Origin of the sequence: Micromonospora sp. M61, assembly GCF_018070245.1 — a bacterium.
In the GTDB taxonomy this organism is placed as follows: Bacteria; Actinomycetota; Actinomycetes; order Mycobacteriales; family Micromonosporaceae; genus Micromonospora; species Micromonospora zamorensis.
The window spans coordinates 25,984-50,389 of sequence record NZ_JAGPYA010000046.1; the positions used below are offsets into that span (position 1 = coordinate 25,984).

A 24,406-nucleotide genomic window follows, 5' to 3' on the forward strand; every position below is an offset into this window, starting at 1 on the left:
GGTGGCCTCCTCAGACTGTGGTGGGTTGGCCGCCGGCAGCGGCGGTGGTGGCTCGGCCTTCGGTGGCCGGCTGGTCCCCAGCGGGCGCGTCCCCGCTGGTGATGGCGAGGAACGCCTCCTCCAGCGAGGTCGGTCGTACCTCCAGGTCGGTGAAGGCCGTTCCGGCCGTGACCAGCGCTCGGACCAGCTCGTCGGCGTCGGTGGTGAGCAGGTGCAGCCGGCCGTCGACCCGTTCGGTGCGGACGACGCCGGGCAGATCGGGCAGTTGGTCGGCGACAAGGCTGACCCGGCGTACGCCGACGATGCCGCGCACGGCGTCCACCGTGTCGTCGGCGAGCACCCGGCCCTGCCCGATCACCACCACCCGGTGCGCCAGCGCCTCCACCTCCTCCAGGTAGTGGCTGCTCAACAGCACGGTGCCGCCGTCGGCGTGGAACGCGCGGATCGCCTCCCACAGGGTGTGCCGGGCGGCGACGTCCAGACCGGTGGTCGGTTCGTCGAGCAGCACCAGCCGGGGTCGGCCGACGAATGCCAACGCCACCGCCAACCGGCGACGCTGCCCACCGGAGAGGCCTCCGGTCTGCCGTCGGGCGAGGTCGCCCAGGCCGAACTGGTCGAGCAACTCACCGCGGGGCACCGGGTCCGGGTAGTGCGCGGAGACGAAGTCGACGACCTCACCGACGCGCAGTGTGCCCGGCAGGCCGGTCTCCTGCGGGGTGACCCCGATCTGCCGCCGGTTCGCCGGGTCGCGGGGGTCGCCGCCGAACAGCTCGACCCGCCCCGAGCTGGGCCGGCGCAGGCCGACCAGCAGGTTCATCAGTGTGCTCTTGCCGGCGCCGTTCGGGCCGAGCAGGCCGACCAGCTCACCGGCCCGGACTTCCAGGTCGACACGGTCGAGGGCGAGGACGTCGCCGTACCGGCGACTGGCCTGGTCGGCGCGGGCGAGGGTCATGTCTGCTCCTTCGACGGGGTGGGGTCGAGCAGGGTGCGGATCGCTTCGGTGTACTCCTCGAACGCCAGCCGGCCCCGCCGGCTGAGCCGGACCAGGGTTGCCGGGGTGCGTCCACGGTGGGTCTTGCTGATCTCCACGTAGCCGGCCTCCTCGAGCTTGCGCAGGTGCACGGAGAGGTTGCCGGCGGTCATCGCGAGCAGTTCCTGCAACCGGGGGAAGGCGATCAGGTCGCCGTCGCCGAGAGCGGAGAGGCTGGCGACCACCCGGAGCCGAGCCTGCGCGTGGATGACCGGGTCCAGTTCGCTCATCGGCGGTGTCACTGTCGCCGTCGGGCGATCGCGCCAGCGACCAGGATCCCGCCGCCGCCGGCCACCGCAATGACCAGCGCGTGCCAGCCGGGCCCGGCGATCACACCGGCCAGGTTGATCACGCTGATCCAGACGCCCAGCCGGAAAAGGTCCCGATCCAGCCAGATCGCTCCACCGGCCATGTGTAGCGCGCCGGTCAGCCCGACGGCGGTCGCCGACCAGACCAGGCCCGCCAGATCGTCCGGTAGGTGCTCGGAGATCCGGCCGAGCCCCGCGTAGATGCTCACGGAGCCGAGGGCCCACGTGCACCCATACCAGCGCCCACGCTGGGCGGAGTCACCGATCACCTGGCCGTAGGCCCGTGTGCTGACCACTGCCTGGATCACTCCGGCTGCCACGAGCAGCGCGAAGAGGACGGTCAGCGGCAGCCAGCTCGGCAGCCGGAGCAGCTCCCGGTCGTCGGGGGAGAACCGCAGGAAGAACAGCCCGAAGCCGACCAGCCAGGCGACTCCCCAGGGCCAGTAGACCAGGCGGGCGTCGGGATCGAGGCGCCGTGCCGTCGCGGAACGCTGGTCCTGGATCAGCCGGAGGGCCGCTGCCGCGTCGGCGGGTGGAAGGTCATCGTCTAGGTGCACGCAAACTACTTTACGATGCAAAGTCCGAACGCGGTGTCCCGCTCGGCGTCCGGGTTACGACAGCGGCGCGCAGTGCCTATGGTGGGGAACCGTGGCGGCTGACCGGTCGCACAGGACACAGGGGAGGGTCCGTGTCGAGCCCGAGCAGAGACCTGGAGGTCCAGCCGGAGGCGCTGGCGGCGTTCGCCAAGACGTCCAACGACCGGGCGGCCCGCTTCCGCGAGCTGCACCGTTCATTTGGCGACGGGCACGTGCCCCGGCACGCGTTCGGGGTGATGCCGGCGTCGTTCGGCCTCGCCGCCGCGTACGCCGAGCAGTTCGAGGCGTGCCTGCAGGGGCTCGCCGACGGCGCCGAAATGATGGCGGACATCGCGGAGGGGGTCAGCGACACTGCCGGTGCCTACACCGGCACCGACGTGGCCAACACCGACATGTTCGTGCCCGGCCGCCCGCCAGCTCCCGACCTCATCGCTCCCGGCCCCTGGTCGGGTGGCACCGGCGCTCCGAGCGGGCCGGTGCCCGCATGAGCACGGAGGCGTTGCACCGCAACAAGACCTACTTCGAGCAGATCGTGTCGGGCACTCCGGAGCCCTTCAAGCCGCTCTCCAACGCGGTGCTCTGGCCGTTCGAGCAACTGCTGGAACTGGTCGCCGGTGAACCGGACGACCTGATGCGGGCGGCGCAGGTCTGCCTGGACACCGGCGCGGCGGTCCGGGAGATCGCAGGCGACCAGATCGCCGACCGGGCCCGCTTGCGCGGCAACTGGAAGGGCGACGCCGCAGAGAGCTTCCACGCCTCGATGGAGTCGGTGGAAAAGGCGATCGAGGAGCTGGCCCGAGGGCTCGACGGCACCAAGGACGTGCTGGTCGAGGCGGCCAACGCGGCGGTCGACGCGTTCAACCTGCTGGTCGAGCTGATCCTCGAGTTCCTGCTCTGGTTCCTCACCGAGGTGATCATCGCGGCGGTGGCCGCGGCGCTGAGCGCCGGCGTCTCGCTGGCCGCCACTGTGGTCCGGGTGCTGGCCCGGCTGGCCACCACCGTGGGTCGGATGGTCAAGATCGTCGCCCGGTTCGCCGAGGTGCTCACCCGCCTCGCCACTCGGTTGGGCAAAGTCGCCGGGCAGCTCCGCGAGTACGCCAACACCGTCATGGAGCTCAAGAAGCGGAAAAAGCAGTACAAGCTGATTACCAAGGGTGGCTGGACGCCGGAGGGGCGTGCCTTCCAGATCGAGAAGTTCAAGACCCTCTTTCCCGGCAAGTTCGTCATCAACCATGTCTCGCCGGTCAACGTCCCCGGCTTCGGCGGCGCACTGCTGGACACCGGTGTGGGCCTGCACGACATCTCCGACGGGCAGAAGGACCGCAATTACCTCGTGGACGGCACGTACAGCGATGACCTGGGCCCGTACACCAAGAGTGTGCAGAATGTCTTCGACTCCATCGTGAACTGAGAGGCAGCCATGACCTTCCCCGCCCTGGACCGCATCGAGGCGCTGGCCCGCAACCTGGACGGTTGGCAGCGGCAGCTCGCCGACCGGATGGCGGAGCTGGAGCAGACCAGCGCCGAGGGGGTGAGCGACTCCGGCCTGGTGCGCGTCACCGCCGCCGCCGACGGGAAGATCGTTTCTGCGGAGCTGAACGCGCGGGCGATGCGACTGGACTCCTACAGCCTGGCCGAGGAGTTCACCGCAGCCGCCAACCGGGCGCAGGAGGCCGCTGCGGCCCAGGTCCGGGAGTTGGTCGGTGAGGTCATCGGGGAACCAGGTGCCGGCCCGCGCCGGCCCGGCGACCACGAGGAGCGCCGATGACGGTCGACGGCAGTCAGGCGCGGTACGTCGAGGGGATCACGCGGCTGCTAGCGGCCGGAGAGCAGGTGCGTGCGGTGGCCCGGGTCCGAGCGGGGGGAGGGCTGACCCCGGCGGCACCCCCGCAGCCGTCGGCGCCACCCATCCCGGGTGGGCCGGGCTTCCTGGGTGCCCTGCTCAACGTGCTGTCGCCGAACATCACCTTCGGTCGGGCGGACGACGCCGTCGACTGGCTCTTCTTCGGCGTCGGAGGTCGAGGCGAACCAGGGAAGCCTTCGCAGGCTTCCCTGCTGCACCACGCCCTGACCGTGACGGCGAAGGGTTCCGGCGTCCGCGACATCGTGCTGGGGGTCACCGACCAGCGGTTGCTGGTCGGCGCGACAGCACCGGTCGGGTTGCTCTCCAGCTCAGCGGCGGACGAACGGGCGCAGGCCGACATCGAGCTGCTCGGGTTGGTGCCGCGCACGGCCGTGACCGCCCGGGTCGGCCGGTACCGGTTGAACTGGAAGCGGCTGCGGATCGACTTTGCCGACGGGTCGTGGTTGTCGTTCCACGTGCCACTGGCTGACTCCGGCCGCCCCCTGCGGGAGGTCGCGGCGGCCCTGTCAGCCGGCTGACCCGCCGACGAGCGGCGCGGGCAGCGGCTCGTGGTGCAGCACCGCCAGCCGGGACACCGCTCGGGTGAGCACCACGTACAACCGGTGCAGCCCACGCGGTTCGGCCGCGACGATCGCGGCCGGCTCGACCACCACCACATGGTCGTACTCCAGGCCCTTGACCAGCGTCGCGGGCACCAGGGTGACCCGCTCCGCGGACGCCACGTCGTCGGCGGTCGCGGTCGCGACACCGGCGTCGGCCAGTGCGGCGCGCAACCCGTCGACCGCGTCGTCCGCGGCGATCACACCGACCGAGCCGTCGTGCGCGAGCGCCGAGCGCACCTCCGCCACCGTCGCCGAGGTCAGGTCGGTCACCGTACGCACGTCCAGGCCGCCGTCGTGCCGTAGCGACTCGGCCAGCGGTACGTCCACAGCGAGCGCCGGAAGGAGCAGGTTCGCGAACGCGACCACCGCGGCTGGCACCCGGAAACCGATCGTCAGCGGGACCACCACGGCGTCCGGCTTGCCCAGGTGGGCGAGGGACTCCTTCCAGTCCGTGGCCGCCCACGGCGCGGTGCCCTGGGCCAGGTCACCGAGGAGGGTGATCGAGCCGTGCTCGCTGCGCCGGGCGATGGCCCGACACTGCATCGGGGAGAGGTCCTGCGCCTCGTCCACCACCACGTGCCCGAACCCGGAGGGTCGTTCCAGCAGCCCGGTCGCCTCGTCGATCAGCACCGCGTCGGCGGCGGTCCAGCGGGTCGCCTTGGGGGTGCGAGCCGGCTTCGCCCAGACGAGCAACGCCTGTTCCGCGTCGCTGAGCAGGCCGTCCGCCGCCGCGGCCAGCCGATCCGGGTCGGAGAGCAGGCTGTGCACCAGCCCTTCCGGGGTGAGTGCCGGCCAGACCGCGTCCAGGAAGTCGACCACCGGGCGGCAGCGGCTCATCCGACGCAGCCAGGCATCACCGGGCGACTCGGCCCGACGGGCCTCGGCCTGCCGTTGCAGCAGGCTCACCACCCGCGCCCGGACGCGCTCCCGGCCGGTGCCGTACGGCAGACCTTCCCGGCGGGTCTCCTCGACGATCCGGTGCAACGGCTCCAGACCGATCCGCCACCGGAACGAACCGTCCGACACGGTGATCGACTCGGTGGGCGTGTCGATCTGTGCCTGCACCGCGCGTTGCAGCACGCTCGCCATGCGTACGTCGTGCTTGAGCGTGGCGACCGTCGGCGCCTCGACCGCCCGAACCGGCACCCTGGAGATCAACTCCTCCACCGTGGCCTGCTCGACCTCGACCTCGCCGAGCGCCGGAAGCACTGCCGCGATGTACGACAGGAACGCCCGGTTGGGTCCGACGATCAGCACACCGGCCCGTCGCAGACGCTCCCGATGCAGGTACAGCAGGTACGCGGCCCGGTGCAGGCCGACAGCCGTCTTGCCGGTCCCCGGTGCTCCCTGCACACAGATCGAGTCGGCCAGGTCGGCCCGGACCAGCTCGTCCTGCTCCGGCTGAATGGTCGCGACGATGTCCCGCATCGGCCCGACGCGCGGTCGTTCGATCTCGGAGGTGAGGATTCGGCTGGTCGTGCCGAGTTCCTCGCCCCGATCCAACCGCTCATCCTCGAAGCTGGTCAGCACGCCGTTGCTGAACCCGAACCGCCGCCGGACGGCCACCCCCTGCGGATCCCGCGCGCTGGCCCGGTAGAACGACCGGGAGACCGGTGCCCGCCAGTCCAGCACCAACGGCTCGCCAAGCTCGTCAGTGACGTGCCGCCGCCCCACGTGGTACCGCCGGCCTTCATGATCACCGCTGCCGCTGCCGCTGCCGCTGCCGCCCTGCGCCGGGCGGCCGTCGGTAGACCCGCTGCTGGTGGCCTCGCTGTCCGCGGTCGCGTTGTCGATGGTTTCGTGGTCCGTGGTTCCGGTGAAGTCGAGGCGACCGAAGAAGAGCGGCGTGGTCGGGTCGTCCGCCAGCTCGGCCACCCGGCGGGCCAGGGTGCGACCCAGCGTCTCGGCCGCGTAGGCGTCGCCGGCAACCTGGTCACCGGTCGAGAAGAGGGCTTCGGCCCGCTCCCGCATCCGGCGTAGCGCTGCCCGCGAGTTTGCGAGGTGCGTGCGTTCGGCGGCCAGATCCGTGTCGAGGTGGGTGTCGAGGTCAAGTGCGGGCATGCTGACGTCCCATCGTTCACATCTGCTGCGCGCTCGCGTGTCCGGGGGCGGATGGCCGGCCGCCCGGCGCGAAGACGTCCGTTCCGGTGCAGATCACCTCGGCCGTCAAGCGGGCTGCAACCCTACGCTCCCCAGCCTGACCGTTCCACCGAATTACCCACGCGACCATCCGTACGAGAGGGCGTGTCGCCGGGCGCGGCGCACGAAAGTGGGCGTGTCGTCGGGTAGCAACGCGCTGCCCCGACGTCAGCGGTCGGCCCGGGTGGTTGATCCCTGTCTCGGGTGGCGACGGCACGTCTGCCGGGTGTCAGCGGCGCCGGTGGTAGAGGTTGCGTCGTGGTGCGCGTAGCGGGTCGAGCCAGCTGGGCGGGAGGAATTCCGGCCGGCTGTCGGGCGCGATGCGGACCAGCCAGTCGCCGCGGTGGATGAGCCGGTGGTGGTAGCCGCAGAGCAGCACGGCATTGCCCAGCGCGGTGGCTCCGCCGTCTGCCCAGTGCCGGACGTGGTGACCGTCGCACCATCGGGGTGGCCGATCACAACCAGGAAAGGCGCAACCGCCGTCGCGCAGCACGAGTGCCCGGCGCAACGGGCCGTTGAAGAGCCGGCGCTGGCGCCCGACGTCCAGAACCTGACTGTCGCCGCCCAGCACCGCCGGCAGCACGCCCGCATCGCAGGCGAGACGGCGGATCGCGCCCGGCGTGAGGGGTGTCCCGGTCTCCAGGGCGCCGGCGCGTACGCCGTTGACCAGCTCGTCCAGCGACACGGTCACGACGAGCTGCGGCCGGTCGCCGCCGTTGTCGGGCAGCTGGCCGGTGCGCAGCGCCAAACGACAGACCTCGCCCAGCGCGTCAGCTCGGCGCTGACCGGGACTGCGGTCGTCGTGCTCGCCGGCCGGGGCGCAGAGCGGGTCGATCGCCTCCCGTAGCAGGCTCGCGGTTTCGGTGTCGAGGTTGCCGCTGAGGCGTACCTGCCCGTCCTGCTGCTCGGAGAGCGTGACGTGCCGACGGGCCACGGCCCGCTCGGTGGCTTTTTCGAGGGCGGCCAGCTCGGCCTGGTCGGCCAGATCCGGTGCGACGTGCGTGAGGACGCGCTCCCCGAGCCGGCTGAGGATGGTCGGATCGAAGCGGTTGGCCCAGCTGACCAGCAGTTGAGTGGCTTTGTCCGCCACCTCCGGACCGGCCTCGGGCGGCAGGGCCGCGATCGTCTCTGCCACCACCCGACCCTGCTCGACGGTCATCGCGCCGCTGAGCAGTGCGTCACGCACCGCCTGCGGTGCCGCGTCGACGGCGGCGGCGAGCTGGACCAACTGGCGGGCGGAGCGACTGGAAAGCCTCAGCCGTTCCCGCAGCCAGACGGACGTGGACGAGGCACCCTGGGCGACCGCGAGGCCGCGAGAGTCGACCTCGCGCACCAGGCCGAGCTGGACGGTAGCCAACCGCTGCGCCAGCACGTGGGTCGCGTCGAGACACGCGAGCAGGTCGTCGTCGGAGAGCGCCCACAGCGAGGTGCCGGCACAGTCGTCGACGGCACCGCCCGCCTGCGCCAACGCCCTCAACATAGACCGAGACTAGAACAGGTGTACGACAGTTTCGGTCCGTGTTGATCGACGCGGAACAACCCAATCCACCCGACATTGCCGGCTCGCTGACCCGAGCTGAGTCGGTCACCGAGGTGGCAGGCTTGGTCGGGGAGAGCGGGGGTGATGGCGGGTCGGGGAGCCGCCCGGGATCATGGGCTCATGACCGAGGCCAGCCCCGATTCCCGTCGGATGACGATCAGTGACCCGCAGGTGATGCGGGCGATGGCTCATCCGGCCCGGATCGCGATCATGGAATACCTGAGTAGCCGGGAGAGCGGTGGGACCGCCACCGAGTGCGCGGAGATCGTCGGGCTGTCGCCGAGCGCGACCAGTTACCACCTGCGCGCGCTGGCGAAGTTCGGCCTGGTCGAGCAGGCGCCGAGTCGCGGGGACGCGCGCGAGCGGCTGTGGCGAGTGCCGAGTGTGAGTGTGTGGGTCGAGGCGGGTCGCGATGCCGGGCCCGAGGCGCGCGCGGCCGAGCAGGCGCTGGTGGAGGCGCATGCCGTTCGGGCCATGGAGCGGACCCGGGACTGGCTGCGGCGCGCCGGGGATGAGCCCGCCGAGTGGTACGACGCCGCGCTCTTCAACGACACATTGCTGCTGCTCACCGCTGAGGAGTTGGCCGAGGTGAACCAGGCGGTCATGACCATGCTGCAGCCGTACCGGGCTCGCCTGCGCCAGGCCGATCCTCCGGCGGGGGCCCGCATGGTCGCCGTGCAGTACCGGGCTGTGCCGCTGGCCTGACTGGACGGTCGCGGTGCGCCGAGCCGCACGCGGGTTGATCGCCGACCGGCCATTCACCGTCGTGGCGGCGGCAGGGGGTTGTGCTGATCAGTTGTGAAGTATTATTTTCGAAGTATGTCCTTCACAACTGAGCCGTCGCGCTGGTCGGACGTCTGGCTCGCCGCCACCGCCCGTGGCACCACGATCTGCGGCGACTTTCTGGCCGCCACCGCGCTCGCGTTGGCGCTCCAGGGCTCCGGCGCCGGAGGGCTTGCCGTGTCGGGGCTGCTGCTCGCGGCCACCCTGCCCCTGGTGGTGCTCGCCCCGCTCACCGGACGGCTCGCCGACCGGGTGGACAGCCGCACCCTGCTGGTCACCGTCGGGCTGGCGCAGGCTGTCATCTGTACGCTGCTCGCCGTCGCCGAGCACCCGGTCCTGGTCGTGGGCCTCGTCGCCCTGCTCGCCTGCGGGCTCGCGGTGACCCAGCCCTGCCTGGCGGCGCTGCTGCCGGCGATGGTCCGCCCGGCCGACCTGCCCCGGGCCAGCGCGATCAGTCAGAACGCCGTCTCCCTCGGCGCGCTCGGCGGGCCGGTGCTGGCCGGCCTGCTGGTGGGGCAGTTCGGCACTCGCGTACCCCTGCTTCTCGATGCCGTGACCTACCTGGCGCTGGTGGTCGCGGGCCTGCTCCTACGGACCCGGCGGGGCGGCCGGCGGCCCGCCGCGGCCGGGCCGGCGGGCGGGGGACGCCCCGCGAACCAGGCCGACCCGAGCGGTACGGGGATGGGCTGGCGGCTGCGCCGTGACCCGCTGATGCTGGTCATGGTGGCCAGCACCGCGGTGGTGATCGCGGCGATCGGCGGCATCAACGTGATCGAGGTCTTCTTCATCCGGGAGACGCTGCACGGTTCGGCGACCACGTACGGCCTGGTGGGAGCGGCATGGATGGCCGGCATGCTGCCCGGCAGCTGGATTGCCGCCCGACTCGCCCGCCGGTTCGACCACGACGGGGCGCTCATCCGTGGGGTGCTGGTGACGCTGGCCATGTGCAGCCTGCTGGTGCTGATCGCCGCGACGGTGCCGACGGCCGCCCTGCTCGTGCCGCTCTGGCTGGTGGCCGGCGCGGCGAACGGCGGCGAGAACGTCTTCGCCAACCTGCTCACCAGCCGCCGGGTGCCGGAGGCGATGCGCGGCCGGGCGTACGCCAGCTACGGCGCTGCGGTGCAGGGTGGCTCGATGGCCGGCTATCTGATCGGTGGGGCGCTGCTCACGGTCGTCCCGCCCCGACCACTGATCGCCGCAGCGGGCGCGGCCGGGCTCGTGGTGGTGTTGGCGTTCGTGCCGGTCGTCGCCCGGGCGGTACGACGGCCGGTGCCGGACGAAGCCCTCCGACATCCCCAGGCCGCTGGCACGGATGCGGGGTTGGCCACTTCGGGCCGGCCCGCCGAGCCGGAGCCGGAGGCCGGGGATACGGTCGGGTCATGGCTGAGCGCATCGCACGCCCGCGGGTCGGGCACATCCAGTTCCTGAACTGTCTGCCGATCTACTGGGGTCTGATGCGCTCCGGCGCCCTGCTCGACGTCGACCTGCACAAGGATTCACCGGACCGGTTGAGCGCTGCGCTGGTCGCCGGCGACCTCGACATCGGCCCGATCACCCTGTTGGAGTACCTGAAGCACGCCGACGAGCTTCTGCTCCTGCCGGACCTGGCGGTGGGCAGCGACGGGCCGGTGCTCTCGGTCAATATGGTCTCCACCCGACCCCTCGCCGAGCTGGACGGCGCCCGGGTGGCGCTCGGCTCGACGTCGCGGACCGGGGTCATGCTGGCTCAACTGCTGCTCACCGAGCAGTACAACGTGCGGCCCGACTACTTCCGTTGCCCGCCGGACCTGACCCAGATGCTGCTGGAGGCCGACGCCGCGGTGCTGATTGGTGACGTGGCGCTGCGGGCGTACTACGAGGCGCCCCAGCGGGGCCTGACCGTCACCGATCTCGGGCAGGCGTGGCGGGAGTGGACCGGCCTGCCGATGGTCTTCGCCGTCTGGGCAGTCCGCCGCGACTTCGCCGCCGCCCATCCGGGCATGGTCAAGGAGGTGCACGAGGCGTTCCTGCGCTCGCGGGACCTCTGCCTGGCCGAGTTGGACCAGGTCGCCGAGGCGGCGGCCCGGTGGGAGACGTTCGACGCGGAGACGCTGGCCACGTACTTCCGGACCCTGGACTTCTCCCTCGGTGACCGTCAGGTCGCCGGGCTGCGGGAGTGGGCCCGGCGGGCTACCGCCATCGGCGAGGCCCCGGCACTGCCGGACGGCGGCCCGGAGTTCTTCGCGGGCTGAGCGGCGGGCGCGGCCCCTGCCAGCCAGCCTGCGCGGGCCAGCTGAGCAGCCGGCCGGGGCCGGCGGGGCTCAGGCACCGGGGCGGAGCAGCGCCTCGGTGATCTTCTCGCAGTTCTTCATGCCGTAGTCGTAGCCCTTGTCGATCGGGTACTTCACCATCACGCCCATCGTCCAGGTGTCGCCGATGGCCAGGCAGTTGATGTGCATCTCCTGCTCCCTGGTCCGGTCGATCCACCCGTTCTTGATGGCGATCTGCTTCTGCTCGGCGGCCGGGAAGGCCTTGCGGATGCCGAAGTCCCCGGCGCCGCGCACGAGCTTCATCTCGTTGAGCAGCCACTTGGTCCACTTCGGCCCGGCAGCGGTGCCGGTGGCGATGCAGTTGCCCAGGCGGGCGGTGTCCCGGGGGGAGAGAGCCGTGCGGCTCCAACCGCGGTCGGGGGCGACGCTGCTGTCGGTCAACTTGCACATGGAGATCAGCCGCTTGATCGAGGCGTCCCGGCCGACCTGGTTGTAGAACTGTTCGGCCCGGGTGTTGTCGCTGTCCCGGATGATCCGCGTCGCGTCGGCGAGCTTCGCGTCGCTCGGGGTCTGACCGGCGTCGGCCGCGCGACGCAGGTAGTCGGCGACGATCCACGACTTGATCATTGAGGCGGTGGTGCTGGTCTCGCCCATGTTCCTGGAGCCGATGATCTGCCCGGTCCGACGGTCCAGCACGCTCCAGGAATACCAGCCCTCGATGTCCAGGTCGAGGTCCTTGGCCGCGAACGGCAGCGGTGCCAGGGAGGGGCTGGGGCTTGGCGACGGCGGGGCCGGCTGGCGGGCGCTGCGGTCGGTGGGTTTGCCGGTGGACCGGTCGTTGGTCGTCGTGCCGGCGTTTCCCCACTTGGCGGCGGCGGACGACTCGAACGGCGACCCGGGCAGCAGCCGCAGCGACACCAGCACCAGGCCGATCAGGATGACCGCGATCGCGACCAGCCGAAGGGGGGACGCGTCAGCGCCCTCGCGCCGGGCGGCCCGACGGTTGCCGGCCATCAGAGTTTCCCGACCGGTTGCTGCGGCACCTTGAGCGCGGCACCCGGCTGCGGGGTGACCAGCTGGGTGGCCACGCTGGCACAGACCTTCGCGCCGTAGTCCAGACCGCTCTTCTGCGGGTAGCGCAGCATCACCGCGAGACTCCACTTGTCGTTGACGGCGAGGCAGTTGACGTGCCAGTTGCCGTCGTAGTTGATCGGGGTCCAGCCGTTCTTGATGCTGACCGGGCCCTGCGCGGTGATCGATTTGGGCAGACCGTCGATGATCCCCCAGCGTCCACCGCCGGAGTCTGGTCTCTGGTCCTTCTTGGCGGTGGTGCCCTTGACCTTGCTCATCTGGTCCAGCACCCATTTGGTCCACTTGGGCCCGGCGGCCTTGCCGTCGGCGATGCAGTCGCCGAGCCGGACCGCGTCGCGGGGGGACATCCGGGTGAAGCTCCAGTAACCGGTGTACGGCTTGACGTTGCCGCGCTTGGTGTCGGTCAGCCCGCAGATCGTGATCGCCCGTTGGATCACCGCGTCGGGCGTGCTGCTGTTGGAGGGCTTGTACGAGCCGCCAGCAGCAGCGTGCACCTTGTTGGCAGCCCCGTCGTTGCTGTCGACGATGGCGACTCGAGCCATCTCCTTCATCGCTGCGGACGGCTCCTTGTTCTTGAGCTGCCGCAGATAGTCGGAGACGATCCACGCCTTGATCATCGACTCGGTGGAGCTGGTCGCGGTCATGTTCGGCGATCCGGAGATCGTGCCCGTCTGCCGGTCCAGCAGCGCCCACGAGAAGAACTCACCCTGGAAGCTCACCGACACGGGTCCGGCCGCCAGCGTGGGCGGCGGCGGCGGGGTGGGCGCGGGCGCGGCGACGGTCGAGGCGGCACCGCCGCCTCCGCCTCCGCTGCTGTCGCCGTCGGAGAGGCGGGCGTACGCGGCGGGGACCAGTAGGACGCCGCCGAGCAGGACCGCCGTGATGGCGAGCACCATGGTCACGCGAGATCGCATGAGTGGGTGAGCTCCAGGTGTCAGGGCCGGGGGGACCGGCTTGTTGTCCGGACAAACCGGCTGATCGCCAAGGCCGGGGGAGGTGGCCTCTGTCGTACGGCGATCGTTTGAAGCCGATCGGTGTGACGGCGGAAAGTCTACGTCCGGTTGCCGGACCCGCCAGAGTCCGACACCAGGCACGTCGCCATAAAGACGCGATATGGGACCGGTATGCGGTTCTTGCGGGGATTCACCTTTGTTTCGTGGCCCAAGTCACTGCGACGTCCGGCGATCCAGGTGACGCAAAGCGCTCATTCCGTTACGGATGGGATCCTCGGATTCCTGTTACACCCCCTGGTGCAACGTGGCGCAAGCTGTAACACTTAGCGTCATGTATGGCAACGACTTCTCCGCCCCGAACGGCACCCCGGACGACGCCCCCGGTAGCGGCCTGCTGGGTGAGGTCGAGGCCGCCGAGGCCGAGCTTCGCGCGGCGGCAGCGCGCGGACGGCGTGGCGGCCCAGCCCCGGACGAGGACCTGGCGGCGTACTTCGCCGAGGTGGTCGACGCCGAGCAGAAGATCGAGCCACGCGACTGGATGCCCGACGCGTACCGCCGGACGCTGATCCGGCAGATCGCGCAGCACGCCCACTCCGAGATCATCGGCATGCAGCCGGAGGGCAACTGGATCAGCCGGGCGCCGTCACTCAAGCGCAAGGCGATCCTGCTGGCCAAGGTGCAGGACGAGGCGGGCCACGGCCTCTACCTCTACGCCGCCGCCGAGACCCTCGGCATCAGCCGCGACGAGCTGGTCCGGCTGCTGCTCGACGGGCGACAGAAATACAGCTCGATCTTCAACTACCCCACCCTGAGCTGGGCCGACGTGGGCGCGATCGGTTGGCTGGTGGACGGCGCGGCGATCGTCAACCAGGTGCCGCTGTGCCGCTGCTCCTACGGCCCGTACGCCCGGGCGATGATCCGGGTCTGCAAGGAGGAGTCGTTCCACCAGCGGCAGGGCTACGAGATCCTGCACACCCTGGCGCACGGCACCCCGGGGCAGCAGGCGATGGCTCAGGACGCGGTGGACCGCTGGTGGTACCCGTCGCTGGCCATGTTCGGCCCGCCGGACGGCGACTCCACGCACTCCGGTCAGTCGATGGCCTGGAAGATCAAGCGCTTCTCGAACGACGACCTGCGGCAGCGTTTCGTCGACATGTGCGTCCAGCAGGCCGAGATCCTCGGGCTGCGCATCCCCGATCCGGATCTGCGCTGGAACGAGGAACGGCAGGCTCACGACTACACCCAGCCGGACTACGACGAGCTGATGCGGGTCATCTCCGGCGACGGGCCGTGCAACCGGGAACGGATCGCCCACCGCCGGGCCGCACACGCCGACGGCGCATGGGTACGGGAGGCCGCCACGGCGTACGCCGCGAAGCGGGCAGAACAGCGGGAGAAGGTAGCGGCATGACGGATCACTCGCCTCTGTGGGAGGTCTTCGTGCGGGCGCGGCGCGGGCTGTCGCACACCCACGTCGGCAGCCTGCACGCCCCCGACGCCGAGCTGGCCCTGCGCAACGCCCGGGACCTCTACACCCGTCGCCAGGAGGGCGTGTCGATCTGGGTGGTGCCGGCCGGCGCGATCACCGCGTCCAGCCCGGACGAGAAGGACGCCTTCTTCGACCCGGCCGCCGACAAGGTCTACCGCCACCCCACCTTCTACGAGGTGCCGGACGGGGTGGCCCACCTGTGAATGGACCCTTTGACTTCGCCCTCGGCCTCGGCGACGACGCGTTGATCGCCGCGCAGCGCCTGGCCGAGTGGACCACCCGCGCCCCGGAGATGGAAGAGGACGTGGCGCTGGCCAACATCGCCCTCGACCAGCTCGGCGCGGCCCGCCTGCTGCTGTCGTACGCGGGCGAGCTGGAGAGCGCGGGCCGGGACGAGGACGCGTTGGCGTACCTGCGCGACGACCGCGAGTTCCGTAATGCGCTCCTGGTCGAGCTGCCCAACGGCGACTTCGCGGTGACGATGGCGAAGCTGTTCTTCCTGGCGGCGTACCAGTTGCCGCTGTACACGGCATTGGCCGGCTGCGCGGACGAGCGGTTGGCCGCGATCGGCGCGAAGGCGCGCAAGGAGTCGGCGTACCACCTCGACCACGGCGCGCTGTGGGTGAAGCGGCTCGGCGACGGCACCGAGGAGTCGCACCGTCGCATGCAGGCCGCCGTCGACCAGGTGTGGCCGTACACCCATGAGCTGTTCGCCGCGGACCCGGCGGCGCCGGTCGACCCGGCCACCCTGCGGCCGGCGTTCGACGAGACCGTCGGCGCGGTGCTGGCGGAGGCGACGCTCACCCTGCCGGGAAGCGGCTGGGCGCCGGCCGGTGGACGAACCGGCGTGCACACCGAGCACCTGGCCTACCTGCTCGCCGAGATGCAGGTGCTGCACCGCGCCCACCCCGGAGCGCAGTGGTGAACCCCAGGGAGGCGGCCGCGTCGGTGGTGGACCCGGAGATCCGGGTGATCACCATCGACGAGCTGGGCATCCTGCGGGCGGTCGAGGAGGATCCGGCCAGTGGTCGGGTCACCGTCACCATCACCCCGACCTACACCGGCTGCCCGGCGATGGACGTGATCCGGGCCGACATCCGCCGCGCGCTCGCGGTCGCGGGCCACGCCGACGCCGAGGTGCGCACGGTCTTCAGCCCACCGTGGAGCACCGACTGGATCTCCGATGGTGGGCGGGCCAAGCTGGCCGCCGCCGGGATCGCCCCGCCGGCCCCGGTGCCGGCCGCCGGCGTGGTGTCGTTGACCCTCGCGGTCCGCTGCCCGCAGTGCGGTTCGCCGGAGACCGAGCAGGTCAGCCGGTTCGGCTCCACCGCGTGCAAGGCGCTGTGGCGTTGCCGTTCCTGCTCCGAACCCTTCGACCACCTGAAGGCGCTGTGACTGTCACCATCACCCGCCCGGTCCGTCGCCGGCCGGCCTTCCACCCGTTGTCGGTCGCGGCCGTCGACCGGCTCACCGACGACTCCGTGGCGGTCACGTTCGCCGTACCGGAGGAGTTGCGGGACACGTTCGCGTTCCGGGCGGGCCAGCACCTCACGGTGCGGCGGGTGGCTGAGGACGGCTCGGACGTGCGCCGGTCGTATTCGATCTGCTCCACTCCCGACGACCTGACCCGGCGCGGCCGGTTGCGGATCGGGGTGCGGGAGATCCCCGGCGGCGCGTTCTCGGCGTTCGCCTGCGGGGCGCTGCGCGGCGGCGACACGGTCGAGGTGCTGCCGCCGCTGGGCACCTTCACGACGGCCTTCGCGCCGGACCGGGTTCGCCACTACGGCGCGGTCGTCGCCGGCTCCGGCATCACACCGGTGCTCGGGCTGGTCGCGACCGCCCTGGCCGTCGAGCCGGCCAGCACGTTCACCCTGGTGTACGGCAACCGCACGGCGAACACTGTGATGTTCGCCGAGGAGCTGGCCGACCTGAAGGACCGCTATCCCACCCGGCTGCACCTGGTGCACGTGCTGTCCCGGGAGCAGGGCGAGTCACCACTGCTCTCCGGGCGCATCGACGCCGAGAGGCTGGGCCAGTTGCTGGGCAGCATCGTGCCGGGCGACCTGGTCGAGGAATGGTTCCTCTGCGGCCCGTACGGCATGGTGGTCGACGTCCGGGACGTGCTGACCGCGCGCGGGCTTCCCGAGTCGGCGGTGCGTACCGAACTGTTCCACGTCGACGCGCCTCCGGAGCCGGTCCGCCGGCCCACCGACCAGGTGGGCGCCGGGGCCGAGGTGACCATCGTGCTGGACGGCCGCTCGTCGAGCTTCACGATGGGTCGCGAGGAGCGGGTGCTGGACGCCGCGCTGAAGGTTCGCGGCGAGCTGCCGTACGCCTGCAAGGGTGGTGTCTGCTCGACCTGCAAGGCGAAGGTCGTGGACGGTGCCGTCACGATGGCCCGCAACTACGCCCTGGAGCCCGACGAGCTGGCCGCCGGTTACGTCCTGACCTGCCAGTCCAGCCCGACGACCGACAAGCTCACTGTCGACTACGACGCATGACGACGCCGAACGACGGGGTCGCCTTGCGTAGATCTTGGACAGTTTCCGTTCGGCGGGCGGGCTCAACTGGTGGTTGCAACACCGAGTAGCTGGGTCATCTTCTCACCTGGGGTGGCCCAGCCCAGGGTCATGCGGGGGCGGTCGTTGAGTTCGTCGGCGACGTGGTCGAGGCCGGCCTGGTCGATGGTGGTGAAGTCGAATTTGCCTTTGGGGAAGTACTGGCGCAGCAGTCCGTTGGTGTTCTCGTTGCTGCCGCGTTGCCAGGGGCTGTGTGGGTCGCAGAAGTAGACCGGGCAGTCGGTGGCGATGGTGAAGTCACGGTGCCGGGCCATCTCGACGCCCTGGTCCCAGGTCAGCGAGGCCCGTAACCGTTGCGGGAGCCAGGTCATCGCGGCGGCCAGTTGGGACACGACGTGCTCGGAGACCTTGCCCTCAGGCAGCCCGACCAGGATCACGAACCGGGTAGCGCGTTCCACCAACGTGGCGATCGCGGAACCACCACGCCCGCCCCGACGGACGCCTTCGAGCAGGTCACCTTCCCAGTGCCCGGGCACCGCCCGGTCAGCGACCTCAGCTGGCCGGTCAGCGATACGCAGGTTCACCCAGGGCCTAGCCGAGCGCACCGCCCCGGCCGGCGCGGCCCGACGGCGGCGAGCGGCCCGACCCGACCGCAACGCCACCTGCCGCGTCAACTCCGCGCGCAGGTTGCCCCGCGCCTGCAGATAGATCGCCTGGTAAATCGTCTCGTGCGACACCCACATCTCCGGCATGTCCGGGAACTGCGCCCGCAGCCGGGCACTGATCTGCTGCGGCGAACGACGTCGACGCAGCATATCCAGCACCACCTGACGCAACGGCCCGTCAACAGCCAACCGCGCCACCCGCCCGCAGCGGTTATGCCGCAGAAACGACGCCCACTGCGCCATCAACGGCTGATACCGCTGCCCATAACGCTCGAACCGACCCACCTCCCGCGAGATCGTCGACACCGACCGCCCCAACCTTCGCGCGATCGACCGCAACGACTCACTCGCAGCCCGACCCAACCCGATCTGCTCCCGCTCAAACGGACTCAACCTCGACGCCATAACCACCCCAACGAACATCACGGAAGGGTGTTGCAACCACCAGTTGAGCCCGCCGCGCTGACGGAAACTGTCCAAGATCTTGGCCCTCCGGACAGCTCTCAGACGCTGGGGTGCACGTCACGGGAGGCGGAGCGGAATGCCGGGCGCTGGGCGGGCGACGTAGGCTCGGGGTGTGACGGTGAGCCGGGAGATCGACGACATCCTGCAGCGTGGCGCGGACGGCGGGCGGATCACGCCCGAGGAGGCGCTGCTGCTCTACACCGAGGCGCCCTTCCACGCGTTGGGCGAGGCGGCGGACGCGGTGCGCCGGCGGCGCTACCCGGACAACGTCGTCACGTACCTGATCGACCGCAACATCAACTACACGAACGTCTGCGTGACGGCGTGCAAGTTCTGCGCGTTCTACCGCGCTCCCAAGCACAAGGAAGGGTGGACCCACCCGACCGAGGAGATCCTGCGCCGGTGCGGCGAAGCGGTCGAGCTGGGCGCGACCCAGGTGATGCTCCAGGGCGGGCACCACCCGGACTATGGCGTGGAGTACTACGAGGAGTTGTTCTCCTCGGTCAAGCAGGCATACCCGCAGCTGGTCATCCACTCGATCGGCCCCAGCGAGATCCTGCACATGGCGAAGGTCTCCGGTGTGAGCCTGGACGAGGCGATCGCCCGGATCAAGACGGCCGGTCTGGACTCGATCGCCGGCGCCGGCGCGGAGATGCTGCCGGAGCGGCCGCGAAAGGCCATCGCGCCGCTCAAGGAGTCGGGCGAGCGCTGGCTGGAGGTCATGGAGCTGGCCCACCGGCAGGGCATCGAGTCGACCGCCACCATGATGATGGGCACCGGTGAGACGCACGCCGAGCGGATCGAGCACCTGCGCATGATCCGTGACGTGCAGGACCGCACCGGCGGTTTCCGGTCCTTCATTCCGTGGACGTACCAGCCGGAGAACAACCACCTCAAGGGCCGCACCCAGGCGACCACGCTGGAATACCTGCGGCTGGTCGCGGTGGCCCGGCTCTTCTTCGAGACCGTGCCGCACCTCCAGGCGTCCTGGCTGACCACGGGCAAGGACGTCGGGCAGCTCTCGCTGCACATGGGCGTGGACGACCTCGGCTCGATCATGCTGGAGGAGAACGTCATCTCCTCCGCCGGTGCCCGGCACCGCTCCAACCTGCACGAGCTGATCGGCATGATCCGCTCGGCGGACCGGATCCCCGCGCAGCGGGACACCCTCTACAACCGGCTCGCCGTGCACCACACGCCGGCCGACGACCCGACCGACGAGCGGGTGGTCTCACACTTCTCCTCGATCGCGCTGCCCGGTGGCGGGGCGGGCAAATCCCTGCCGCTGGTCGAGGTCAACTGACGCGGATCGGCGTCCGGCCGTTCGGCTGACCGAGGCTCATGCTCTCGCCTGGTCGGGTCGGCGGTACGGGTGGTCCCCGTCGCCGCAGCGTCAGGCTGTTCGTCGCGGGGGTGGTGGAGATGATCGTCGACGGCTAGCGTCGCGCCTCGTATCCGTTGCCACAGTCGGCCGCCGAGAACGGCGCGACCGTGCTGGTGGCGGATGGTCTGATGGCCGTGGGCTGTCCTCCATCGGCCCGCTGAGGGTCGTTCATATAACGCACGGCGGTACGGGCGGGATGGGTGACCATCCCGCCCGTACCGTCTGCCCAGCTCGGGCCGGATGGATGAAAACGCCCTCCCCAGCTGGCGTAAGAGATCGACCTTCGATAGCGTCCGCTCCGTTCCGCAACCATTCTTCTTCCCTACCCCCGGGGGACTGATGACAGCGTTCCACCGCTCGGCCCTGGCGCGCGCCGGCGTTGTGGCTCTGCTCGCGGCAGGTGGCCTGGCCACCGTGGCCGCCCCGGCGCAGGCCGCCGACCAGGCCGACCTGGCGCTGGTGCCGCTCAGCTACGAGCTGGCCAAGGGCGTCAAGGCGGCCAAGGCCAAGCCGTTCAAGTTCCTGGTCGACAACACCCGGAGCACGGTCGCCGCCAAGGGCGTCAGCTACACCGTGGACACCAGCAACCTGCGCAAGGGCCGGGTCGGGGTCTTGGTGCCCGACGGTTGCCAGGTGAAGGGCAGGACCTTCACCTGCCAGCTCGGCGACGTGGCCGCCGGCACCAGCGAAGACTTCGGCATCCCGCTCTTCTCCACCGGTGGCCGCGGTGAGGCCGGCACGCTGGTGGTCACCATCAAATCGGCCACCGCCGACCCCAACCGCGAGGACAACACGGTCGAGCACGACATCACCGTCGCGAAGCCCGGCTACGACCTGACCAGCTGGGTGCAGGACGTCAACGCGAACGTGGTGGTGAACGGCGTCCAGGGCGACGACCCCGACCTCAGGCCGGTCCGGCGCGGCGAGACGGTGCCACTGGACTGGGCGGTCTACAACGACGGCAGCCGCAAGGCCACCGGCCTGTCCTACGTGCTCACGCTCCCGGCCGGGGTCACCTTCGCCACCCTGCCGGACACCTGCGTCGCGCAGACCTTCGGCGGCGTCGCCCAGGCGCTCTGCCAGGACGACGGCGCGGTGATCAAGCCCGGTGAGTACTACACGGCGGACATCAAGGTGACGGTCGGCACGAACGTCACCGAGCCGGTGCTGCGCGTTGGTGAGCTGGTCGCGCATGGTCTGGACGCGGCGACGGGCCAGCCCGAGGAGGAGCCGGAGCCGGCGACCAGCGCCCAGCGGAAGGCCTTCACCGAGGTCGACGAGGGTGACAACCAGGCGATCTTCGACGTCTTCGTCGACCTGACCACCCAGCCGTCCCCGACCCCCACGCCGACGCCCACCGCGACCCCGACGCCCACCGCCACGCCGACGCCGGACGGCACGCCGAGCCCGAGCGGCACGACGACGCCCGGCACGACCACGTCGCCGGCCGCCGGTGGCGGTGGCGCCGGCGGTGGTGGGTTGCCGGTGACCGGTGTGCAGGTCGGCCTGATCGGCGGCATCGGCGCGATCATCCTGCTCGTGGGCGGGGCGCTGCTGGTGCTCTCCCGTCGGCGCAAGGTCGTCCTGGTCGCTCCGGGCGACGAGAAGTCGACCGACTGATGACACCGCGCCGCTGACCCGAGGCGCTTCGACACGAGGCGCAACGGCGGCGGACCTGGCACGACGCGAGGGCGGGGTGGGCGACCACCCCGCCCTTTCGCGTACCCGTGCGACGGCACCGCACCCAGCTGGCGGCGCTCGTCGGCCGGCTGGCAGAGTGGAGGGGTGAGCCGTACCCCGCAGGGCCAGCGAGCCAGTCTGGACAAGCAGCCGCACGAGGTCGCCGCGATGTTCGACGGCGTGGCGGAGCGTTACGACCTGACCAACACGGTGATCTCGCTGGGTCAGGATCGCTCGTGGCGTCGCTCCACCCGGGCGGCGCTGGGGCTGCGGCCGGGTGAGCGGGTGCTGGACGTGGGCGCGGGCACCGGCGTCTCGACGCGGGAGCTGGCGCAGTCCGGGGCGTACGCGGTGGGCGCCGACCTGTCGTTGGGCATGCTGTACGCCGGCAAGCGGGCCCGCCCCGAGGTGCCGCTGCTGGCCGGCGACGCGCTGCGGTTGCCGTTCGCCGACGCCAGCTTCGACGCGGTGACCATCTCCTTCGCGCTGCGCAACGTCAACGACACCGACGCGGCCCTGCGTGAGCTGGCCCGGGTCACCCGGCCGGGCGGGCGACTTGTGGTCTGCGAGTTCAGCACCCCGGTCAACCCGGCCTTCCGGACGGTCTACCTGTCGTACCTGATGCGGTCGCTGCCGGTGGTCGCCCGAGCGGTGTCGAGCAACCCCGAGGCGTACGTCTATCTCGCCGAGTCGGTCCGGGCCTGGCCGGCGCAGGCCGCGCTTGCCGGGCGAATCGCCGCAGCCGGGTGGGGACGAGTGGCGTGGCGCAACCTGACCGGTGGTGTGGTTGCCCTGCATCGGGGCATCCGCGAGTAGTCCGCGATCGACACGGGACGGCACGGACATTATTCAGGTTTCGTGAATATCGGTCTTTAGTCCACTTTGCCCCGTACGCTCGATCGCATGACCGGAGCAGACCCGGCGGACCCGGTGGCCGCCACCGACGACGACGCGGCCGAACTCATCGCGCAGTTGCGCGCGTTGGCCGGAGCCGACCCGGTGGAGGTCCGGCTGGTGGTCGCCGAGGTGTTGGCGGCACTGGACCGGGCGGCGGGTGGCGCGCTCCGTGAGCATCTGCCCGAGACAATCCGGGTCGATGCGGGGCTGGACGCCTCCAGCTCGGCCTGACACCTGACTGCTGTGGACGGTCGGGGACTGTCACATCGGCGAGTTAGGTACCCCTGATCCTGCGCTGGTATGACGCCGGTCATACACTCGTCCCGTCTGGCTTGTGAAGCATTTCACGAGCGTGCGGGAGGAGGCGCGAATGACCCCGGTGGAACACGACGCCGACGTCATTGTCGTGGGCGCCGGTCCCGGTGGATCAGCTACTGCGTACCACCTGGCCCGGCACGGCGTACGGGTGCTGTTGTTGGAGAAGACCGAGTTCCCGCGGGAGAAGGTCTGCGGCGACGGGTTGACCCCGCGCGCCGTCCGTCAGCTCATCCGGATGGGTGTGGACACCTCGCCCGAGGCGGGCTGGCTGCACAACCGCGGCCTGCGCGTCATCGGTGGCGGGGTGCGCCTGGAACTGGACTGGCCGGAGCTCGCGAGCTTCCCCAACTACGGCCTGGTGCGTACGAGACTGGACTTCGACGACCTGCTCGCACGGCAGGCGGTGGCCGCCGGTGCCAAGCTGCGGACCAACGTCAACGTGCTGGGCCCGGTGCTCGACGGCGACGGCCGGGTCACCGGCGTCGAGGCGGAGGTCGGGCCGGGCAAGGAGCCGACCACCTTCCACGCCCCGCTGGTCGTCGCGGCGGACGGGGTCTCCGGCCGCTTCCCGCTCGCGCTCGGGCTGGCCAAGCGGGAGGACCGGCCGATCGGCGTGGCCGTCCGCCGCTACTACCGCTCGCCGGCCAAGCACGACGACAACTACCTGGAGTCCTGGCTGGAGTTGCGCAGCAAGGACAGCGGCGACAACCTGCTGCCCGGGTACGGCTGGATCTTCGGCCTGGGTGACGGTCGGGTCAACGTCGGTCTCGGCGTGCTCAACTCGTCCTCGGCGTTCGGCAAGACCAACTACCGCCGGCTGCTCACCGACTGGCTCGCCAACACCCCCGAGGACTGGGGGATGACCGACGAGACCAACGCCGACGGCCCGATCCTCGGCGCCGCGCTGCCGATGGGCTTCAACCGGGTGCCGCACTACACCCGTGGCGTGCTGCTGGTCGGTGACTCGGGCGGCATGGTCAACCCGTTCAACGGCGAAGGCATCGCGTACGCGATGGAGTCCGGCGAACTGGCCGCGGAGGCCATCGTCCAGGCCCTGGCCCGGCCGGCCGGCCCGGAGCGGGAGCGGGCGCTGATGGCGTACCCGAACGAGCTGAAGGCCCGACTCGGCGGTTACTACCGGTTGGGCGGCATCTTCGTGAAACTGATCGGCCGCCCGGAGATCATGCGGATCGCCACCAAACACGGCATGCCGCACCCGACGCTGATGCGTTTCGTCCTCAAGCTGTTGGCCAACCTGACCGACCCGCGTGGCGGGGATGCGATGGACCGGGTCATCAACGCGATGACGAAGGCAGCTCCAGCCGTATAAGTAGGACGGCATCGGTGCTGGTCACAGCCCCGACGCCGACAAAGATCGACCCCCGCCGACTGCCACTGCGAGGGACGTGAATAGTGTGATTTTCGTCAAGCACCGAGGGCAGGGAAGGACGAGCAGGAGAAAACGATGTCGCTCTCGCCTTACGCACCGATCATCGGGCTGTTCGCCCTCGCCGCGGCGTTCTCGCTGTTTTCCGTCGGCGCCGCCCGCTTCGCGGGTCCCCGTCGCTACAACAAGGCCAAACTCGAGGCTTACGAGTGCGGCATCGAGCCCAGCCCGCAGCCGGTCGGCGGCGGCCGGTTCCCGATCAAGTTCTACCTGACGGCGATGCTCTTCATCGTCTTCGACATCGAGATCATCTTCCTCTACCCCTGGGCGGTCTCGTTCGACGCTCTGCCGATCTTCGGCTTCGTGGAGATGGTCCTGTTCATCGTCGCGGTCTTCGTTGCGTACGCCTACGTGTGGCGGCGCGGCGGCCTGGACTGGGACTGAGG

The 24,406-nt window shown here is 70.6% G+C and carries 26 protein-coding genes; 18 read left to right on the forward strand and 8 right to left on the reverse strand.

Annotated features, from left to right (window positions below):
* Positions 1-10 precede the first annotated feature (10 nt).
* The 3 genes from KBX34_RS23700 to KBX34_RS23710 are packed head-to-tail and all read right to left on the reverse strand — an operon-like array spanning position 11 to position 1,895.
* Entirely contained in the window at positions 11-952 is a 942-nt protein-coding gene (locus tag KBX34_RS23700; protein ID WP_210927005.1) for an ABC transporter ATP-binding protein, read from the reverse strand.
* The gene (locus tag KBX34_RS23705; protein ID WP_210927007.1) at positions 949-1,260 is read right to left on the reverse strand and encodes a transcriptional regulator; all 312 of its coding nucleotides are present in this window, start codon (positions 1,258-1,260) and stop codon (positions 949-951) included. Before KBX34_RS23705 ends, KBX34_RS23700 begins: the two co-directional genes overlap by 4 nt.
* Before the next feature lie 8 nt (positions 1,261-1,268).
* Positions 1,269-1,895 (reverse strand): transporter, encoded by a 627-nt coding sequence (locus KBX34_RS23710; RefSeq protein WP_141907590.1) that lies wholly within the window; start codon positions 1,893-1,895, stop codon positions 1,269-1,271.
* Between the two features lie 131 nt (positions 1,896-2,026).
* Here KBX34_RS23710 and KBX34_RS23715 point away from each other — a divergent pair, with 131 nt between their 5' ends.
* The 4 genes from KBX34_RS23715 to KBX34_RS23730 are packed head-to-tail and all read left to right on the forward strand — an operon-like array spanning position 2,027 to position 4,316.
* A complete protein-coding gene (locus KBX34_RS23715; protein WP_143743148.1) occupies positions 2,027-2,422 on the forward strand; it encodes a WXG100 family type VII secretion target in 396 nt (131 codons plus the stop codon).
* Positions 2,419-3,345 carry a WXG100 family type VII secretion target gene (locus tag KBX34_RS23720; protein WP_141907592.1) on the forward strand — a complete coding sequence of 309 codons (927 nt, stop codon included), beginning with the start codon at positions 2,419-2,421 and terminating at the stop codon, positions 3,343-3,345. The genes KBX34_RS23715 and KBX34_RS23720 overlap by 4 nt, the downstream gene beginning before the upstream one ends.
* 9 nt (positions 3,346-3,354) lie before the next feature.
* Positions 3,355-3,702, forward strand: a complete 348-nt coding sequence (locus tag KBX34_RS23725; RefSeq protein WP_099849887.1) for a YbaB/EbfC family nucleoid-associated protein — start codon at positions 3,355-3,357, stop codon at positions 3,700-3,702.
* The gene (locus KBX34_RS23730; protein WP_210927009.1) at positions 3,699-4,316 is read left to right on the forward strand and encodes a hypothetical protein; all 618 of its coding nucleotides are present in this window, start codon (positions 3,699-3,701) and stop codon (positions 4,314-4,316) included. The genes KBX34_RS23725 and KBX34_RS23730 overlap by 4 nt, the downstream gene beginning before the upstream one ends.
* On the opposite strand, the gene KBX34_RS23735 is transcribed toward KBX34_RS23730, so the two are convergent.
* The gene (locus tag KBX34_RS23735) at positions 4,305-6,461 is read right to left on the reverse strand and encodes an AAA family ATPase (RefSeq protein WP_210927011.1); all 2,157 of its coding nucleotides are present in this window, start codon (positions 6,459-6,461) and stop codon (positions 4,305-4,307) included. The two genes, KBX34_RS23730 and KBX34_RS23735, sit on opposite strands and share 12 nt — an antisense overlap.
* Positions 6,462-6,768: 307 nt before the next feature.
* Positions 6,769-8,019 (reverse strand): HNH endonuclease signature motif containing protein, encoded by a 1,251-nt coding sequence (locus KBX34_RS23740; protein ID WP_210927013.1) that lies wholly within the window; start codon positions 8,017-8,019, stop codon positions 6,769-6,771.
* 180 nt (positions 8,020-8,199) lie between these two features.
* Between KBX34_RS23740 and KBX34_RS23745 the strand changes: the two genes are divergently transcribed.
* From KBX34_RS23745 to KBX34_RS23755, 3 genes are all read left to right on the forward strand, one after another.
* Positions 8,200-8,784, forward strand: coding sequence for a helix-turn-helix transcriptional regulator (locus tag KBX34_RS23745; RefSeq protein WP_088951109.1), 585 nt, complete (start codon positions 8,200-8,202; stop codon positions 8,782-8,784).
* A 114-nt stretch (positions 8,785-8,898) separates the two neighbouring features.
* On the forward strand, positions 8,899-10,290 hold the full coding sequence (locus KBX34_RS23750; RefSeq protein WP_210927016.1) for an MFS transporter: 1,392 nt from the start codon (positions 8,899-8,901) through the stop codon (positions 10,288-10,290).
* A complete protein-coding gene (locus KBX34_RS23755; RefSeq protein ID WP_088951111.1) occupies positions 10,242-11,093 on the forward strand; it encodes a menaquinone biosynthetic enzyme MqnA/MqnD family protein in 852 nt (283 codons plus the stop codon). Before KBX34_RS23750 ends, KBX34_RS23755 begins: the two co-directional genes overlap by 49 nt.
* 69 nt (positions 11,094-11,162) lie before the next feature.
* Here KBX34_RS23755 and KBX34_RS23760 read toward each other — a convergent pair whose 3' ends face one another.
* Both KBX34_RS23760 and KBX34_RS23765 read right to left on the reverse strand, forming a co-directional pair.
* Positions 11,163-12,125, reverse strand: a complete 963-nt coding sequence (locus KBX34_RS23760) for a hypothetical protein (RefSeq protein WP_210792577.1) — start codon at positions 12,123-12,125, stop codon at positions 11,163-11,165.
* A complete protein-coding gene (locus KBX34_RS23765; RefSeq protein ID WP_210792576.1) occupies positions 12,125-13,117 on the reverse strand; it encodes a hypothetical protein in 993 nt (330 codons plus the stop codon). The genes KBX34_RS23760 and KBX34_RS23765 overlap by 1 nt, the downstream gene beginning before the upstream one ends.
* A gap of 370 nt (positions 13,118-13,487) precedes the next feature.
* On the opposite strand from KBX34_RS23765, the gene paaA reads away from it, so the two are divergent.
* The 5 genes from paaA to paaE are packed head-to-tail and all read left to right on the forward strand — an operon-like array spanning position 13,488 to position 17,146.
* Positions 13,488-14,567: a 1,2-phenylacetyl-CoA epoxidase subunit PaaA gene (paaA, locus tag KBX34_RS23770; protein ID WP_088951114.1), complete on the forward strand. Its 1,080-nt coding sequence runs from the start codon at positions 13,488-13,490 to the stop codon at positions 14,565-14,567.
* Entirely contained in the window at positions 14,564-14,848 is a 285-nt protein-coding gene (paaB, locus tag KBX34_RS23775) for a 1,2-phenylacetyl-CoA epoxidase subunit PaaB (RefSeq protein WP_088951115.1), read from the forward strand. Before paaA ends, paaB begins: the two co-directional genes overlap by 4 nt.
* Positions 14,845-15,570, forward strand: a complete 726-nt coding sequence (gene paaC, locus KBX34_RS23780; RefSeq protein ID WP_088951116.1) for a 1,2-phenylacetyl-CoA epoxidase subunit PaaC — start codon at positions 14,845-14,847, stop codon at positions 15,568-15,570. Before paaB ends, paaC begins: the two co-directional genes overlap by 4 nt.
* The gene (paaD, locus tag KBX34_RS23785; protein ID WP_088951117.1) at positions 15,564-16,040 is read left to right on the forward strand and encodes a 1,2-phenylacetyl-CoA epoxidase subunit PaaD; all 477 of its coding nucleotides are present in this window, start codon (positions 15,564-15,566) and stop codon (positions 16,038-16,040) included. The genes paaC and paaD overlap by 7 nt, the downstream gene beginning before the upstream one ends.
* A complete protein-coding gene (paaE, locus tag KBX34_RS23790) occupies positions 16,037-17,146 on the forward strand; it encodes a 1,2-phenylacetyl-CoA epoxidase subunit PaaE (RefSeq protein ID WP_210792575.1) in 1,110 nt (369 codons plus the stop codon). The genes paaD and paaE overlap by 4 nt, the downstream gene beginning before the upstream one ends.
* A gap of 62 nt (positions 17,147-17,208) precedes the next feature.
* Here the strand turns inward: paaE and KBX34_RS23795 are convergent, their stop codons facing one another.
* The gene (locus tag KBX34_RS23795) at positions 17,209-18,252 is read right to left on the reverse strand and encodes an IS30 family transposase (RefSeq protein ID WP_307871479.1); all 1,044 of its coding nucleotides are present in this window, start codon (positions 18,250-18,252) and stop codon (positions 17,209-17,211) included.
* A gap of 154 nt (positions 18,253-18,406) precedes the next feature.
* Here KBX34_RS23795 and mqnC point away from each other — a divergent pair, with 154 nt between their 5' ends.
* The 6 genes from mqnC (at position 18,407) to KBX34_RS23825 (ending at position 24,404) form a co-directional block, all read left to right on the forward strand.
* Entirely contained in the window at positions 18,407-19,597 is a 1,191-nt protein-coding gene (gene mqnC, locus KBX34_RS23800) for a cyclic dehypoxanthinyl futalosine synthase (RefSeq protein ID WP_088951121.1), read from the forward strand.
* 420 nt (positions 19,598-20,017) lie between these two features.
* The gene (locus KBX34_RS23805) at positions 20,018-21,298 is read left to right on the forward strand and encodes a cell wall anchor protein (protein ID WP_210792573.1); all 1,281 of its coding nucleotides are present in this window, start codon (positions 20,018-20,020) and stop codon (positions 21,296-21,298) included.
* A 165-nt stretch (positions 21,299-21,463) separates the two neighbouring features.
* Positions 21,464-22,174, forward strand: a complete 711-nt coding sequence (locus KBX34_RS23810; RefSeq protein ID WP_088951123.1) for a demethylmenaquinone methyltransferase — start codon at positions 21,464-21,466, stop codon at positions 22,172-22,174.
* 87 nt (positions 22,175-22,261) lie between these two features.
* Positions 22,262-22,486: a hypothetical protein gene (locus tag KBX34_RS23815; protein WP_088951124.1), complete on the forward strand. Its 225-nt coding sequence runs from the start codon at positions 22,262-22,264 to the stop codon at positions 22,484-22,486.
* 139 nt (positions 22,487-22,625) lie between these two features.
* The gene (locus KBX34_RS23820; RefSeq protein ID WP_088951125.1) at positions 22,626-23,903 is read left to right on the forward strand and encodes a geranylgeranyl reductase family protein; all 1,278 of its coding nucleotides are present in this window, start codon (positions 22,626-22,628) and stop codon (positions 23,901-23,903) included.
* Between the two features lie 135 nt (positions 23,904-24,038).
* Positions 24,039-24,404, forward strand: coding sequence for an NADH-quinone oxidoreductase subunit A (locus KBX34_RS23825; protein WP_007454588.1), 366 nt, complete (start codon positions 24,039-24,041; stop codon positions 24,402-24,404).
* Positions 24,405-24,406: the final 2 nt, after the last annotated feature.